Source organism: Ligilactobacillus ubinensis (assembly GCF_024160875.1).
Classification (GTDB): Bacteria; Bacillota; Bacilli; order Lactobacillales; family Lactobacillaceae; genus Ligilactobacillus; species Ligilactobacillus ubinensis.
Genome location: NZ_JAIULA010000006.1, coordinates 48,705 through 62,940 on the forward strand (window position 1 = coordinate 48,705; position 14,236 = coordinate 62,940).

At 34.4% G+C, this 14,236-nt stretch carries 14 protein-coding genes; 1 reads left to right on the forward strand and 13 read right to left on the reverse strand.

All coding sequences use genetic code 11. The features are described 5' to 3' along the window. Window positions 1–3: 3 nt before the first annotated feature. From LB941_RS04305 to LB941_RS04335, 7 genes are read right to left on the reverse strand one after another with little or no spacing between them, the layout of a single operon-like run. On the reverse strand, window positions 4–1,371 hold the full coding sequence (locus tag LB941_RS04305) for an NAD-dependent succinate-semialdehyde dehydrogenase (RefSeq protein WP_253359782.1): 1,368 nt from the start codon (window positions 1,369–1,371) through the stop codon (window positions 4–6). Continuing rightward, a complete protein-coding gene (locus tag LB941_RS04310; protein WP_253359784.1) occupies window positions 1,368–2,666 on the reverse strand; it encodes an aminotransferase class III-fold pyridoxal phosphate-dependent enzyme in 1,299 nt (432 codons plus the stop codon). The genes LB941_RS04305 and LB941_RS04310 overlap by 4 nt, the downstream gene beginning before the upstream one ends. An 11-nt stretch (window positions 2,667–2,677) precedes the next feature. Next, window positions 2,678–3,415, reverse strand: coding sequence for an amino acid ABC transporter ATP-binding protein (locus LB941_RS04315; protein ID WP_275979990.1), 738 nt, complete (start codon window positions 3,413–3,415; stop codon window positions 2,678–2,680). 12 nt (window positions 3,416–3,427) lie between these two features. Next, complete coding sequence (locus tag LB941_RS04320) at window positions 3,428–4,114, reverse strand: amino acid ABC transporter permease (protein WP_253359888.1); 687 nt, start codon at window positions 4,112–4,114, stop codon at window positions 3,428–3,430. Window positions 4,115–4,161: 47 nt separating this feature from the next. Continuing rightward, a complete protein-coding gene (locus LB941_RS04325) occupies window positions 4,162–4,989 on the reverse strand; it encodes a transporter substrate-binding domain-containing protein (protein ID WP_253359786.1) in 828 nt (275 codons plus the stop codon). Between the two features lie 21 nt (window positions 4,990–5,010). Beyond that, entirely contained in the window at window positions 5,011–5,847 is an 837-nt protein-coding gene (locus tag LB941_RS04330; RefSeq protein ID WP_253359788.1) for a dimethylarginine dimethylaminohydrolase family protein, read from the reverse strand. 4 nt (window positions 5,848–5,851) lie between these two features. Then, a complete protein-coding gene (locus tag LB941_RS04335; protein ID WP_253359790.1) occupies window positions 5,852–7,489 on the reverse strand; it encodes a M28 family peptidase in 1,638 nt (545 codons plus the stop codon). A 333-nt stretch (window positions 7,490–7,822) separates the two neighbouring features. Between LB941_RS04335 and LB941_RS04340 the strand changes: the two genes are divergently transcribed. Beyond that, window positions 7,823–8,806 (forward strand): C-terminal binding protein, encoded by a 984-nt coding sequence (locus LB941_RS04340; protein WP_253359792.1) that lies wholly within the window; start codon window positions 7,823–7,825, stop codon window positions 8,804–8,806. Window positions 8,807–8,874: 68 nt separating this feature from the next. Here the strand turns inward: LB941_RS04340 and LB941_RS04345 are convergent, their stop codons facing one another. The 6 genes from LB941_RS04345 to LB941_RS04370 form a co-directional block, all read right to left on the reverse strand. Then, window positions 8,875–9,660, reverse strand: coding sequence for a hypothetical protein (locus LB941_RS04345; RefSeq protein WP_253359794.1), 786 nt, complete (start codon window positions 9,658–9,660; stop codon window positions 8,875–8,877). Between the two features lie 2 nt (window positions 9,661–9,662). After that, window positions 9,663–10,529, reverse strand: coding sequence for an ATP-binding cassette domain-containing protein (locus LB941_RS04350; protein WP_253359797.1), 867 nt, complete (start codon window positions 10,527–10,529; stop codon window positions 9,663–9,665). Next, window positions 10,526–10,894 carry a GntR family transcriptional regulator gene (locus LB941_RS04355; RefSeq protein WP_253359890.1) on the reverse strand — a complete coding sequence of 123 codons (369 nt, stop codon included), beginning with the start codon at window positions 10,892–10,894 and terminating at the stop codon, window positions 10,526–10,528. Before LB941_RS04355 ends, LB941_RS04350 begins: the two co-directional genes overlap by 4 nt. A 53-nt stretch (window positions 10,895–10,947) precedes the next feature. Further along, window positions 10,948–12,738, reverse strand: a complete 1,791-nt coding sequence (locus LB941_RS04360; protein WP_253359799.1) for an FtsX-like permease family protein — start codon at window positions 12,736–12,738, stop codon at window positions 10,948–10,950. Window positions 12,739–12,762: 24 nt separating this feature from the next. Further along, a complete protein-coding gene (locus LB941_RS04365; RefSeq protein ID WP_253359800.1) occupies window positions 12,763–13,521 on the reverse strand; it encodes an ABC transporter ATP-binding protein in 759 nt (252 codons plus the stop codon). A gap of 169 nt (window positions 13,522–13,690) precedes the next feature. Beyond that, window positions 13,691–14,173: a glutathione peroxidase gene (locus LB941_RS04370; protein ID WP_253359801.1), complete on the reverse strand. Its 483-nt coding sequence runs from the start codon at window positions 14,171–14,173 to the stop codon at window positions 13,691–13,693. Window positions 14,174–14,236 lie beyond the last annotated feature (63 nt).

A 14,236-nucleotide genomic window follows, 5' to 3' on the forward strand; every position in this document is an offset into this window, starting at 1 on the left:
TCTTTAAAGCACGATTATTTTTTGATTGGTAAACTCATATAACCCAATATCACTCATTTCACGACCATAACCAGAATTTTTGATACCACCAAACGGTAACTCTGGGTGGGCACTTGAAGGTTGATTGATAAATATCTGACCTGTTTCAACTTGTCTTGCAACTTCTAATGCATGTCTAGGATTACTTGAATATACTGCACCAGCTAAGCCAAAATTAGAATCATTAGCTAATTTAATAGCAGCTTCATCATCTTTTACAACATGTATCTGCGCAACAGGTCCGAAAAATTCCTCATAATAAGCCGGATTTTCTGGTACTATATCTGTTAGAATTACAGGCTTAAAAAAGTTACCCGCTGCATTTTCAACTTTACCACCAGCAACAACAACTTTAGCCCCATTTTCAACTGCTCGCTTAACTTGATTATCTAAATCTGTAGTCGCACTTGCAGATGAGAGCGGTGCTAACTGCGTATCTTCATCTAACGGATCACCAATTGTTAATTCCTCAAAAATCTTACTGATTTTCTTTGTGAATTCTTCGGCGATTTTTTCCTCCACAATATAACGCTTAGCCGAAGTACAAACTTGACCACAATTTCTTAATCTTGCGCCAACCGCATCGCTGACTGTCTTATCTAAATCAGCATCATCAAGTACAATAAAAGCATCACTACCACCCAACTCCATGGTTGACTTAATCAAGTTTGCACCAGCTTGTTGTGCAATAATACTTCCTGCTTTTTCTGAACCCGTTAAAGCAACTCCTTGAACTCGCTTATCAGCTAAGATTTCTTCCACTTGTTTATGTGTAATAAACAAGTTTTTAAATGCGCCTGTGCCTAACTTTGCTTTATCACCCAGCTGTTCAAGTAATTCTGCACAACCCGCCACAATACCTGCATGCTTTAAAATGACTGGATTACCTATTAAGTAATTTGGTGCCAAAACACGGATTACCTGTGAATAAGGGAAGTTCCACGGTTCAACACTTAGCACTGTTCCTATTGCATCATAGTGTAAAAAAGCCTCTTTATGCATTTCATAAATATATGGTTTAGGCTTTAATAAATTCGGCCCTTGTTGTGCATAATAGCGAAGAATCTTGACACATAAATCAACTTCGCCTCGACCTTCTCGCAATAATTTACCCATATTAATTGCTGCTTTTCTTGCAAGTTCTTCTTTGTTTTGTTCCATCACATCTGCAAATGCTTTTAGCTGGATTGCTCTAACTTCAGGCTTTATCTTTTTGTTCAGTTGATAGAATCCTTCAGCTGCATCTAATGCCTGACTAATCTCTTCTTCTTTTGCATCTGGGTACTGCTTAACGACCTCTCCATTATATGGATTAGTTACTGTATAACTCATTTAGCCACCGCCTCTTTTTCTAAGCTCTGCTCTATACTACTCTTGATTATTGCAATAGACTGATTAATTTCTTCTTTAGTAACAACTAATGGAGGAATTAACCTAATAACATTATGATTAACACCACAGTTCAATAAAATCAAGTTTTTTGCTAAAGCTTTTTCCCGAATATCGGCAACTAACTGTGTTAGTGGTTCTTTACTTACTGAACGAAATTCGCATGCATTCATTAAACCAATTCCACGAACACTACTAATTACATTAGGAAATTGTTGATGTAGTTTCTCTAACTCTTGTCTGAAATATGTGCCTATTATACGAACATTTTCTAAAAAGTCTTCATCCATTATCTTTAAAACTTCAATTCCAGCGGCACACGCTAGAGGATTACCTCCAAATGTACCCCCATGTGCTCCAGGAAGCCATTGATCCATATACTCAGTTTTTCCAACTACTGCACTTAAAGGAATCCCATTAGCAATACCTTTTGCCAATGTCATTATATCTGGTTGCACCCCATAGACATCTTTTGCAAAAAGACGACCAGTTCGACCAAATCCTGTTTGAATTTCATCAAAAACCAATAAAATGCCATTATCTGTGCAAATTTTTCTAAGTTTCTCTAAGAACTTTGCTGGTGCAGGTAAATAACCGCCTTCTCCTTGTACTGGTTCAACCACAATACAAGCAACTCGTTCAGGTACAATTACATTATGAAAAAGCAAATCAAGTTGTTTTAAACAACGTTCAATTTCTTCATCAGCACTAAGTGTTGTATTATAAACATCTGGAAAATCAACATGATAAACCGTTGGTAAAACTGCTTCGTAGTTCTTACGATAAGCTGCACTTGATGCTGTCATCGAGGCTGTTAATAAAGTTCGTCCGTGAAATGAACTGTTAAATGCAATAATCCCAGGTCGTTTCGTTACACTTAATGCAAGTTTAACTGCGCCTTCATTGGCTTCAGCACCACTATTAGAAAAATAAACTTTATATTCTCCAACTTTACCCACTCGTGCGGTAAGTTTTTCAGCCAATTCAATATAGGCAGGATAATAAACAACATTATGGCCACCATGCACTAATTTATGCAACTGCTTTTCAATTGCAGCTACTATCTGTGGATTATTATGTCCACAATTAGCAACTGCCACTCCAGCAGCAAAATCTAAATATCGTTCACCATCTTCACCAATTAAATAGCACCCTTCGCCTTCTGTAACACCCAATTTTGTTGCTCGTGCTGCAACTGGTGGTAAAACATTTAGAGAACGTTCATATAACGTCGCCATAACTCTTCCTCCTATGCCATAACCTTGGCTAAAAATTCTTTTGTTCGTGGATTTGTTGATTCATGGAAAATATATTCCGATGTTCCCACATCTGCAATACGACCTTTATCCATAAACATTACTTTATCTGCAACATCACGAGCAAATGACATTTCATGTGTAACAATAATCATCGTCATCCCTTCTTTTGCAAGTTTTTCCATTACAGATAAAACCTCTCCCACCATTTCAGGGTCTAACGCTGATGTTGGCTCATCAAAAAGCATTACTTCTGGCCTCATTGCCAACGCCCTTGCAATAGCAACACGTTGTTGTTGTCCGCCAGAAAGCGATTGTGGATAAGCATCTGCTTTTTCAGCTAACCCTACTTGATCTAATAACTCCAGACCATGTTTTTTAGCATCTATTTGATTATCAATTTTTAGCTTAACTGGTGCAAACATAATATTTTCTAAAACCGACATATTAGGAAAAAGATTAAATTGTTGAAAAACAACGCCCATTTTTTGTCGTAATTTACGTAATTCTTCTTTTGCAGCTCCACTAACACTAGCACCTTCAAATAAAACTGAACCAGAATAGTCGTCTTCTAAACGATTCAAACAACGTAACAAGGTACTTTTCCCACCGCCTGAAGGCCCGACCAAAACAACTTTTTCGCTTCTACCAACTGTAAACGAAATATCTTCTAAAACGACATTTTCGCCATACGCTTTCCGCAAGTTCTTAACTTCAATAATATTTTCCATTCCTTAGCCCTCCTAGTTAATGTGGGCATATTTAGCACCCATTTTCTTTTCAATGAATTCCATCAATTGGGACAACAAGAAAGTCAAAATGAAGTAAATAACAGCGGCAACTATCAATGGTGGTACATAGTTATATAAAGTTCCACCGATTCCTAACGCTTGTGCAGTAACTTCTTGAACACCAATATAAAATAGTACGGATGACTCTTTGATAAGTGAAATGAATTCATTGCCTAACGCTGGTAAAATATTTCTCACAGCTTGCGGTAAAATGATTGATTTCATTGTAGTTTGTTCACTTAAGCCTAATGAAATACCCGCTTCTGTCTGTCCCACTGGAATTGAAATAATCCCGGATCTAAATATTTCAGCTGTGTATGCTCCTGAATTAATTCCTAAGGCAATAGAACCAGGAATCACTCTATCCAATGTCGAACCCAAAAATTGAATTGATGGGATATCTAAAAATTGAGCTAACGTGTAATAAATCAACATTACCTGGATCATCGCTGGTGTTCCTCGTACAATTGCAATATAAACCCGAGCAATTCCTGATAAGACTTTTAATCTCGACATTCGCATCATAACTACAATAAATCCTAACAAAATGCCAAATGCTATCCCAATCAATGAAATTATAATCGTCTGAGCGGTTCCCTGTAAAAAAAGTGGATAGTACTTTTCAAGAAAATTAAACATCATTTCACACCCTTTATAGCCTCTTCTTACTCTTCATCTAATTTTTTCTATTTATATTTGGCTTGTAAATCTTCAGCCTTCTTAAACATCTTATCTAATTGCCCACTCTTCTTTAACTTAGTAATAACTTTGTTAACTCTGTTTTTCAACGCTTTATCACTCTTACGTACAGCAACATTGATTTGACGAGCATCCTTTGGTGTTGTTAGTTTAACTTTAGCAATTGCATATTTATCAGGATATGTCTTAACATAGTTATCAGCAATCGCTTTTTCAACAATAACACCTGACAGTTTGCCATTTGCAAGTTCAGTTGTTAAACTTGTCAATGATGCTTCTGTCACTAAATTACTCTTTGGCAATTGACTCTTGCCAATCGATTCTTGAGTAGTTGTTTGTTGTGCTCCAATTGATTTATTAGCCAAACTTGAAATGGTATTAAAGTCATTTGCTTTATCTTTTTGTACTAACATAACATTGTAGACAGTATAGTAGCTCTTTGAGAATGCCACCACTTTTTTACGTTGTGCAGTTGAAACCATTCCCGCCATAACAAGATCAACTTTGTTGTTTTTTAACTCTGAAATCAAAGAAGGAAATTCTGTATTAACTATTTTTAACTTGACCCCTAAATTATCTGCAATTTTCTTAGCAAGCATCATATCGTATCCTACAATTTGCTTACTACCATTTTTTACTATTGGAAATTCAAATGGTGCATAATCTGCTGATGTTCCAACAACTAAAGTTTTTTTATTTTGAATCTTTGTAACACTCTTATCTGAGCTCTTACTACTACATCCCGCCAAAACAAGCCCTGCTACCATCGTGATCCCTATAATTCCAATAACTTTTTTGAACATACTTTTTTTCATAAGATTTTCCTCCAATTCAAGTTAGCCACGTTGCAATGGAAATGTCATGCAATGTGGTCCCCCACCGGCTTTTAACGTTTCTGATATATCCAACTCAATAACATCCATTCCTCGCAAGCGTAAAGCATCATTTACAGCTTTATTTTGTTGCAGAGATATTACTTTATGCTCACCTATGCTTTCCAAATTACATCCATGTTTAAAAATAGCCTCTTCTTCAACAGGAATTATTTCTATATCTAGTTTTTTCAACAACTCCAAAAATTCGGCTGGCAACCCCTCCTTATATGCAACTGCTAAATGCTCATCTACCAGATTAAAGCACATGTCTAAATGAAGATAACGCGCATCTGCAACAACTGAATACACTTGGTAACCTAATGGCTCAAGTGCTTTTTTTATTGTTTCAAATCCCTGTTGATCTGTGCGATCTAAAATGCCTACTGCAACAACGTTTTCTCTTAAAAAAGCAAAATCTCCACCTTCAAAATACCCTGTTGTTACTTCAGCAAGTTTAGGTACTCCTAGCTCTTGCATCTTATTTTCATAAGCTTGTCTTTCTTTAAAGCGAATCTCTTTTTTAAAGTTGCCTAAGATATAACCTTCCTTAACACATCCACCAAAATCTCTAGCAAAAACAGCATTAGACATATCCACTGTAGGTGTCAATTTTTCGACTGTCACTCCGGCTTTTGCATATGCATCTAGTAATTGTTGATATTCAGCTAACAATATTTCTTGTTGCAATGGTTCTGGATGCAATTTAGAAATCTCATTTATTGGTGCTGCTCTCTTTAAAAAAGTAGGTGGACAAGTTAAAACTTTTGTTAATTTTGAAGTTCCATCTTTGACAAACATATTTTTACTCCTCTTTCCACATTTTCTTGGTGTATTCTCTAATAATTGGTGGCAATACCTCATATGAATAAGGTTTATAAACTCGCTCCTTCCAAGTATGAGCGCCTTTTCCATAAACCCCTATATCTACAGCTGGTATATTCAACTCTCGCATTTTATCGTAAGGTAATGGATATAGTTCATTCGCTAAAGGAAAATTCGCTTGCATAAGCTCTAATTCCTTTTCACTTTCATCAACTTTCAAATAACTACTATCAGATAAATACGGGAAAAATTGTTTCATAACAAATCTTTCATCATTTTTAGCACTATCTAAAACTGCTTGCAGCTTCGTATAGACATGTGATGTTTTTTCAACACTATTGTGTGGGCAAAAAGGTGGTGCAACAAACAAAATCACCTTAGCTATCCCATCATTTACTTGTGTATCAAGCCAATCTATCAGCTCAAAACCAGCTTCTCTTTTATCCAGATTTTGATGTTCCTTATAAAAATCTTGCATTAAGGTTCTAGTATCTAATCCCTTTGTTTTTAAATACTCAATATATTCAGCAAAAGTAAAAACTTTAAGTTTTTGCTCTTCTTTATGCTCTGGAAAATGTAACTGCTCCAAGAAATTAGCATAGCGTCTTTTCGCTTGTGTATTTAATATGTCACATTCTTGTTTTACTGCATTTTTTATTTGAAATAAAATATCGGCTACAGGTCTGGCATAGGTAAAAGTATTAAAATACATATATGTTTTTTTAGCTGTTTGGACATTATAGAAATCTTTTTGATCTCGTAACATCAAACATGATGAAGGTAAAATTTCCTCACCAGCAATTTTTTCAATAAAATCAGGATTATTATTAAGCAAAACATTAATATGACTAGCAATTAAAGTAGAATCAAGTCCAGCATACGTATTTCCAACATGAGTTTCTATCCCTTTAATATAAAAACAAGTTAGAACTTTTCCAGCTGCGCCATAATAAATATATTTTTGTTTATCTCCAGAAAATTTAGGACTTATAAAATCAGTATTTATCGCTACTTGGTAATCTAAGTAATTTTCATCTTTCAATCTTTGCAATTCAGATAATGCTGCTATAACACCACTATGGTCATTTTCTTCAACACAGTTACCCATAAATACCAAATTTCCCGTTTGTTCTTCTGGATGTTGACTAAAATAATATAAATTACTCAGATTAACAGCATCTCCACTCTTCATATCTAATGCTCCGCGACCAAATAACCAATCACCTGATTCTGCATCTTTTTTTACATCTGCATCTTCTGTATAGTTTTTAAAATACTCAGTCAATTTTTCAGAATTTAGTGCATGAGGTTCCAATGCTCCAAAATCCTTAACACCAACAGTGTCTAGATGAGAATGATAAATAACGGTTTTATTTGTTTGAGATTTTGGTAAAAAAGCAAAGACATTTTGACGTCCTAAAGGATCATTAGGTAGTTTTTGCGTCCAAACCCACTCTGGGTGCTTTTTAAATACTGGAAAATCACGTAATATTTCCTCTACTTTTTTTACTACCTGAATTTCTCCATTAGTCCCATTAATACTTTTAACAGCAACCAATTCTCTTGTTATTTTTTCAACCAACGTTACTTTATTTGAATTATCAAATTTATTTCTCATTTAAAAACCTTCTTTTATCACTTAATAGCCATTTATTTCTTATTTAGTTTACTTCAATTTTATTTTGATGTCAATAAACATTACATCTTTATTTTAATAATTCATTAGTGTATAATACGAATGAATTATTCATAATTAAATATATTTTCTTATTTAAACGAACATTATTCACTAAAAATTATATAAATATTGAATATTTATTAATAATTCACAAAAATATTTATATTAAGCAGTTCAAAAATGCATATTTTGAATTAGCTGTAGTTAACATCAACACCATTTATGTGTTACTTGACTTAACATAAGGTTATGTATAGAAAGGAATAAATATTTATGAAAGTCGTCTTAGCAGATTATCCGACTGGTTTACTAGCTGGAAGAAAACATGAAGTTTCGGTATTAAAAAATAGACATCCCGATTGGGAAGTTGTTTTTTGTGTCTATGATGATACAGACAAAGAAAAGTTCTTAGCTGAACTCTCAGATGCAGATGCCCTTATTACTGCTTTTATTAAAATTGATGAAACCTTACTCAAATACGCACCTAATTTGAAATTAATCTCTATTGATGCAACGGGTTATAACAACGTTGACTTAGTCGCCGCAACTCATCATAACGTTAAGGTTTGTACAGTTTCTGATTATTGCAGTGACGATGTTGCAGAGTTCACAATAGCTTTGATTTTTGCTCTTTCTAAACGTCTAAAAGGCTATACTCACGCTATAGACAATCAACAAATATGGGACAATGCTATCTTCACACCGCCAGTTCGTCTAAATAGACAATGTCTTGGCATTTTAGGTCTTGGTAGAATTGGCCAAAAAGTTGCTACACGCGCCCAAGCATTAGGTATGTCTGTCATCGCTTATGATCCTTATCTCCCGTCTGAAATTGCCGAAAAAATGCAGATTAAACTTGTTAATACAACTGAACTTTATCAGCAAGCAGACTTTATCTCTAATCACATGCGGCTTGATGACTCCACTCGTGATTTCTTCGATGCGGCCGCTTTTAATGAAATGTCCGAAAAAAAACCTTATTTCATTAATGTCGCTCGAGGTGAATCCGTCGTCGAAAGTGCACTTATAGATGCACTTGATACTGCTAAAATTAGCGGAGCTGCTCTGGACGTTTTGAGAAGTGAACATCCTACATTGGATAATAATCCACTTTTAAATAGAACTAATGTCCTTTTAAGCCCCCACGCTGCTTTTTATTCACAAACATCTCTTTACGAATTAGAGAGAATATCTTGCGAAAATGTCGTTAATTTTTTTGAACACCACTATGAAAAAATTGATAACTTCGTTAATTAGTTTAAAATGTAAAAAATCGGATTAGACTGAACTTCAATCTAATCCGATTTTTTATATTTTAATTACTTCTATTCATCTCGTACTTGCAGATGCATAGTAATCCACCAATTTCCAAGAAGGAAAAGAACATTTCCAATTGCTAAATTAAGAAATGGTACCAATGGGTTATTTGCTCCACTGTGATCCCTATTTTTTTCATAACCTATTAAAAGACTAAAAAGTGCCCCCGCCTGTTTTACATTTTGATCTGCCCAACTAATAAAGAGCATAAACGTAACTACCAACAAAGTAATTACTGCTATTAACATCAAATATTTCTGTTTGCGCGTAAACAGGCTGAAAAAATTTCCTATTAAATTAGCAGCAAAAACGATAAAACATGACATCATCACCGAAAAGACAATCGCAAACAATTTATTCAGGATATTTGATGAAAAGAAATTACCGTATAAATTAATGTATACCGATGACTCTTGCCAACTTTCTCCATGAAAAACACTACTACTAAAGAAATTATAAAAATATCCTAGCAGTTGCGCCAAAATGGTTGCGCTAAATAGCGCTATCGTCTTTGCACCCCAATAAGTTTTCCGTGAAATACCATTTTGAATTAACAAGCGAAAATCATCATAGTTACGCATTCCAATAGCTGCTAAAATCACCACTAACGTTACTCCTAGTTCAAAATTTTTCAGTGTCGAAACTACGTTAATTTGACTAGCATGTCCAGAAAGAAGCATCACAATAATAGGCACTAAAATTATCCCTACTACTACCCATAAAAAAACATAGCCTAATTGGCGCAATATATTTTGTAATAAATAATTTGTAACACAGTTTTTACGCTCAGACATGGCTATTGCTCCTTTCTTGGATTAGTTAAATGAATAAATAGTTGTTGTAAATCAAGATGTTCAATCGTTACCACATCTGGCAAAAAGCACTCATCATCCAACTTGCCGTAAACATAGTAACTACTTATTTTACCTAACCGTTCTTTGCCAATAACATTCAAATTTTTTGTATATTCAGAAACTTCCTTTTCTGGACCACTAATTAAGTACGACTGTTCCAATACATCTTCTAGATCACCGTTAATAATGACCTGCCCTTGATCAATCACCACTACTCGTTCCAACAAACTAGCAACTTCACCAATTAAATGCGTTGCGATTACAAATGTTCGTGGACGCTCAATGTAGCTAGTTGATAAGCTTTGATATAACAAATCACGATGATTTGCATCTAAGCCTAATGTGGGTTCATCTAAGAAGATATATTCTGCCGGCACACCTAAGGCGACAATGAATTTAAAAATATTTCGATAACCTGTGGATAACTTGCCAAACTTCTGTTGTAAGTCTAAATCAAATTGTTTAGCCAGATTATTCGCCAAAGTATAATCAAAATCTCCGTAAAACAATTCTGTCATTTTGAATATTTTTTCTAAACGAATACTTGCTGGATAAGCGTTCATTTCACTAGACAAATAAATCTTGCTCAAAGCAGCATCATTATTTTTAGCTACCTCACCATCAACTATTACCTGTCCTGAAGTTGCAAAAATTCTATCTGTAATAATGTTTAATAATGTACTTTTTCCAGCACCATTACGCCCTAGCAACCCATAAATTTTGTGTGCTTCAAATGTAAAATCAAGCTCTTGCAATATTTTTCTCTTGCTAAAACTTTTTTCTACTCCCTGGATTTGTATTCCTTTCATTGTCCAAACCCCCGTTCTATGAGTTTTACTAGCTCATCTTCTGATATATTTAAACGTCTCGCTTCTTTTACCAACTCTATAACTCGTTGTTGATAAAATTCATTACGTCGTTGATCTACAATCTTTTGATAAGCATCATAAACAACAAACATCCCTATTCCTCGTTTTTTTTCTATCAGGTTTTGACTTACTAGCATATTCATTCCTTTTAGAACAGTTGCCGGATTAATATGATAATTCCGTGAAATTTCCGTTGTTGATGGAATCTGATCTCCCGCTACATAAATTCGCGTAAAAATTGCTTCTCTAATTTGATCAGCTACTTGCATATAGAGCGGTTCGGAACTATTAAAATTGAACTGCATTCTGCTCACCTCATAATTATCAATAGCAACATTAAGCATAGCGAGTTTTGTCATCACTTGTCAACTTCTTTTTTCAAAACAATTCGTTGATATATCACACTCAAGAAACAGTAGTAAGCAAAATATATTAACCCAAAAATTCCAAATGGTATCCATAATTGTTGATATGGATTCGCAATTATTGTACTGAATAATTTTAATCCAAATAAAACATGCACAACACCTAGAATAGCTGGTAAGATAAACAATACTGAAATTTCACGTCTCACAGCAGAACGTAACTTACCTTCACGCGTACCTAGTTTACGTAACAACTGGTAACGTGGTATATCTGCAAAACTTCCTGATAAAATTTTAAACATTAAACAACTAGCTAACATCGCTAAGAATGAAATTCCTAATAGCATTGCCATAAATTCTAGACCTGAATAAAGTATACTTATTTGTTCGTAACTAGTCCAAGCTCCTAACCATAGATTAGTTGTATTTGAATACTTATTTTTTTCTATATTAGCTATCTTTTTCAATACTTTAGCATTGGCTGCTAGTCCATTTGTTCTTATAAAAAGTACCTTATGTTGGCTACCAGTCTTTGTACTATTTGCTTGAATAACAATTTTATTATTTGTTGATCCAGCTTCCCCTAAATAGTTTGTCAACGCAAGTGTTAACAACGACGTATCACTATTTGCAATCTTCTTCATTGTATAATCAGAAACTGTTTCACCCCTTTGAACAGTCTCTAGTTGTTGATTTGCAAATTGTTGTGTTGAAAAAATTAAATTATCCCCCTGTTTACTAAAAGTATACTCTCTTTTTTCTTGAAGCGACAACTGTTTAATTAAACTAAGCTGTTTTGTACTTGGATCAACTATTCGCAAGTCGTATGCCCCTGCAACCCGCGCATTGTTTTCAATTGTTTTATGCAAATTACTCCCGACAGTAATCGCACCTAAAGCCATTGCAAACATCATTGTAATCCCAGTTAAAACCTTAGTATAGTCTGCCACTCTAAACCGTAACTGTGCTAATGTAAAACCATTTAATCCTTTTTTCGCTACAGGCAACTTGATGAGCCATTGTAATAAACTAACAATAACTGCTTTAAATAGTAAAAATGTCCCCCCAGACAATGTTACTAACGCAATCAAAATTGTATATTGTTTGTATACAAGTGGATGCATCATCACATAGTAACCTATCACTAATAAAATCAAACCAATTATTAATTGTGCCATTAATACAATTGGTTTGCTAACACGAAAATCACTCTGACGTTCTGCTTTTAAAAGCTGCAAAACTGGTTTTTTCGTCATCATCACTGTATTCCAACTCGCGGCCAAGAAAAACAAGCCTAAATAAACTACAAGTGTCCAGCCAAATGCTGGTAACCACCATGGTTGATAGTGTCTAGCTGCTGCCCCTAAAAAGTTAGTTACTAGATTACTTAATCCCATACTTAAAGCTACCCCTATAATTACCCCTAAAATAGTTGCAGCTGCCCCTAAAAGCATGGTTTCTAACCATATCAAACGTCCAATTCGTTTTTTTCGTGTCCCTAACATGATAAACAAACCATAATCACGCTGACGCATACTTAATAAAAATGAATTAGCATAATTCAAATAAATTAAAGTTAATAAACATAATAGAACTGATCCAAACGAGAAAACATATCCAATCATATGTGAAACAGTTTGACCATTAAGTTGTAAAAAGCTTGAATTAGATGCTATTGTTTCAAATAAATAAAAGATTGCACTAGAAATAGCTAATCCCGAAAACAGTAACAAATAATCTTTCCAACGGTGCCGAATACTACTAAATGCTAATTTAAACAGCATTATTTCTTCCTCCTTAAATTCCGATTACTGTTCAAAAGTCCCTAATTGCTCAAGAATCAATTGATAAAACTCCACTCTGCTTTGTCCTGGTTGACGAACTAATTCATGGCCAATTTGCCCATCTTTGATAAAAATAATTCGACGGCAAAAACTTGCTGAAAAAGCATCGTGTGTTACTAATAAAATTGCAGTTTTTTGTTCACTATTAATCTTTTGCAATAATTCCAGCAAACTACGTGCTGCTTTGGAATCTAAAGCACCTGATGGTTCATCTCCAAATAAAATTTGCGGTTTATTAATCAAAGCTCGCGCACAAGCCACACGTTGCTTTTGGCCCCCTGATAGTTGTGCAGGATATTTGTCTAATAAATCTTTTATTCCCAATGACTCTGCAATTTCGCGAACAGATCTTTTAATTTTAGAAGTTTTCCCCTGTAAAGATAAAGGTAAAGAAATATTCTGTGCGATTGTCAAGTTATCTAACAAATTAAAATCTTGAAAAATAAATCCCATTTGCTGAGCCCTAAAATCAGCTAAAGCATTCCCCTTTAATGCCGTAACGTCTTTACCTGCGATTCTAACCGTCCCTGATGTAGGGCGATCAAAAGTTGCCAGCATATTTAACAATGTGGTTTTCCCCGAACCTGATGCCCCCATAACACCAACGAAATCTCCAGCTGCTACCTCTAAAGAAACATCTTGCAATGCCATATATTTCTTTTCTTGCTTATGCCCATAAACCTTCTTTAAATTTTGCGCTTGAATTACCGAAACATTATTCATTATTGTTCTCCTTGTTAATTAGTTAATTACTTGCGTAACTAACCATATAACAAGATTGAAATTTTAGCAAGCCTTTTTTATAATATTTTTTTATCAAATTTTTTAAAACATCAAAAAAGCCCTCAACTAAAGGCTTCCGTCTTTTAGTTAAGAGCTAAATATCTAGTAATTATATTTTTGGTAATAATGCTTCAATTTCACTAACAAAGGCTTTAGGCTTGGTAGTTGGGGCAAATCGCTTTAGTGCTTTACCTGTTGGATCTACTAAAAACTTAGTAAAATTCCACTTTATTGCTTCACCTAATTGACCAGGTGCTTCTTGTTTCAAATATTTAAATAACGGTGCAGTCTCATCACCATTTACAACAGTTAATTCATGCATCGGAAAAGTTACACCATAAGTTGTCCGACAAGCTTCGGCTGCTTTTTGGCCATTTGCAAGTTCTTGTTTGAACTGATTAGATGGAAAGCCTAAAATAACTAACCCTTTTTCATGATAGTTTTGATAAATTTCTTCTAGTTCTGAAAACTGAGGAGCTAAACCGCATTTAGTTGCTGTATTAACAATCAACATAACTTTACCCTTATAATCTGCCAATGAATGTTTTTCACCACTTTCAAGAGTTACATCAAAATCATATATTGTTGTCATTTTATCGCCTCTATCTCATTTTTTACCATTATAACTTCTATAATAATATCTGCCAATAAATTA

What these genes read in the sequence shown, in the direction of transcription:
- LB941_RS04330 (WP_253359788.1), bottom strand. Translation starts at nt 5,847, where the DNA reads ATGTTTGTCAAAGATGGAACTTCAAAATTAACAAAAGTTTTAACTTGT.
- LB941_RS04365 (WP_253359800.1), bottom strand. Translation starts at nt 13,521, where the DNA reads ATGAATAATGTTTCGGTAATTCAAGCGCAAAATTTAAAGAAGGTTTAT.
- LB941_RS04360 (WP_253359799.1), bottom strand. Translation starts at nt 12,738, where the DNA reads ATGCTGTTTAAATTAGCATTTAGTAGTATTCGGCACCGTTGGAAAGAT.
- LB941_RS04340 (WP_253359792.1), top strand. Translation starts at nt 7,823, where the DNA reads ATGAAAGTCGTCTTAGCAGATTATCCGACTGGTTTACTAGCTGGAAGA.
- LB941_RS04370 (WP_253359801.1), bottom strand. Translation starts at nt 14,173, where the DNA reads ATGACAACAATATATGATTTTGATGTAACTCTTGAAAGTGGTGAAAAA.
- LB941_RS04315 (WP_275979990.1), bottom strand. Translation starts at nt 3,415, where the DNA reads ATGGAAAATATTATTGAAGTTAAGAACTTGCGGAAAGCGTATGGCGAA.
- LB941_RS04345 (WP_253359794.1), bottom strand. Translation starts at nt 9,660, where the DNA reads ATGTCTGAGCGTAAAAACTGTGTTACAAATTATTTATTACAAAATATA.
- LB941_RS04310 (WP_253359784.1), bottom strand. Translation starts at nt 2,666, where the DNA reads ATGGCGACGTTATATGAACGTTCTCTAAATGTTTTACCACCAGTTGCA.
- LB941_RS04350 (WP_253359797.1), bottom strand. Translation starts at nt 10,529, where the DNA reads ATGAAAGGAATACAAATCCAGGGAGTAGAAAAAAGTTTTAGCAAGAGA.
- LB941_RS04335 (WP_253359790.1), bottom strand. Translation starts at nt 7,489, where the DNA reads ATGAGAAATAAATTTGATAATTCAAATAAAGTAACGTTGGTTGAAAAA.
- LB941_RS04305 (WP_253359782.1), bottom strand. Translation starts at nt 1,371, where the DNA reads ATGAGTTATACAGTAACTAATCCATATAATGGAGAGGTCGTTAAGCAG.
- LB941_RS04320 (WP_253359888.1), bottom strand. Translation starts at nt 4,114, where the DNA reads ATGTTTAATTTTCTTGAAAAGTACTATCCACTTTTTTTACAGGGAACC.
- LB941_RS04355 (WP_253359890.1), bottom strand. Translation starts at nt 10,894, where the DNA reads ATGCAGTTCAATTTTAATAGTTCCGAACCGCTCTATATGCAAGTAGCT.
- LB941_RS04325 (WP_253359786.1), bottom strand. Translation starts at nt 4,989, where the DNA reads ATGAAAAAAAGTATGTTCAAAAAAGTTATTGGAATTATAGGGATCACG.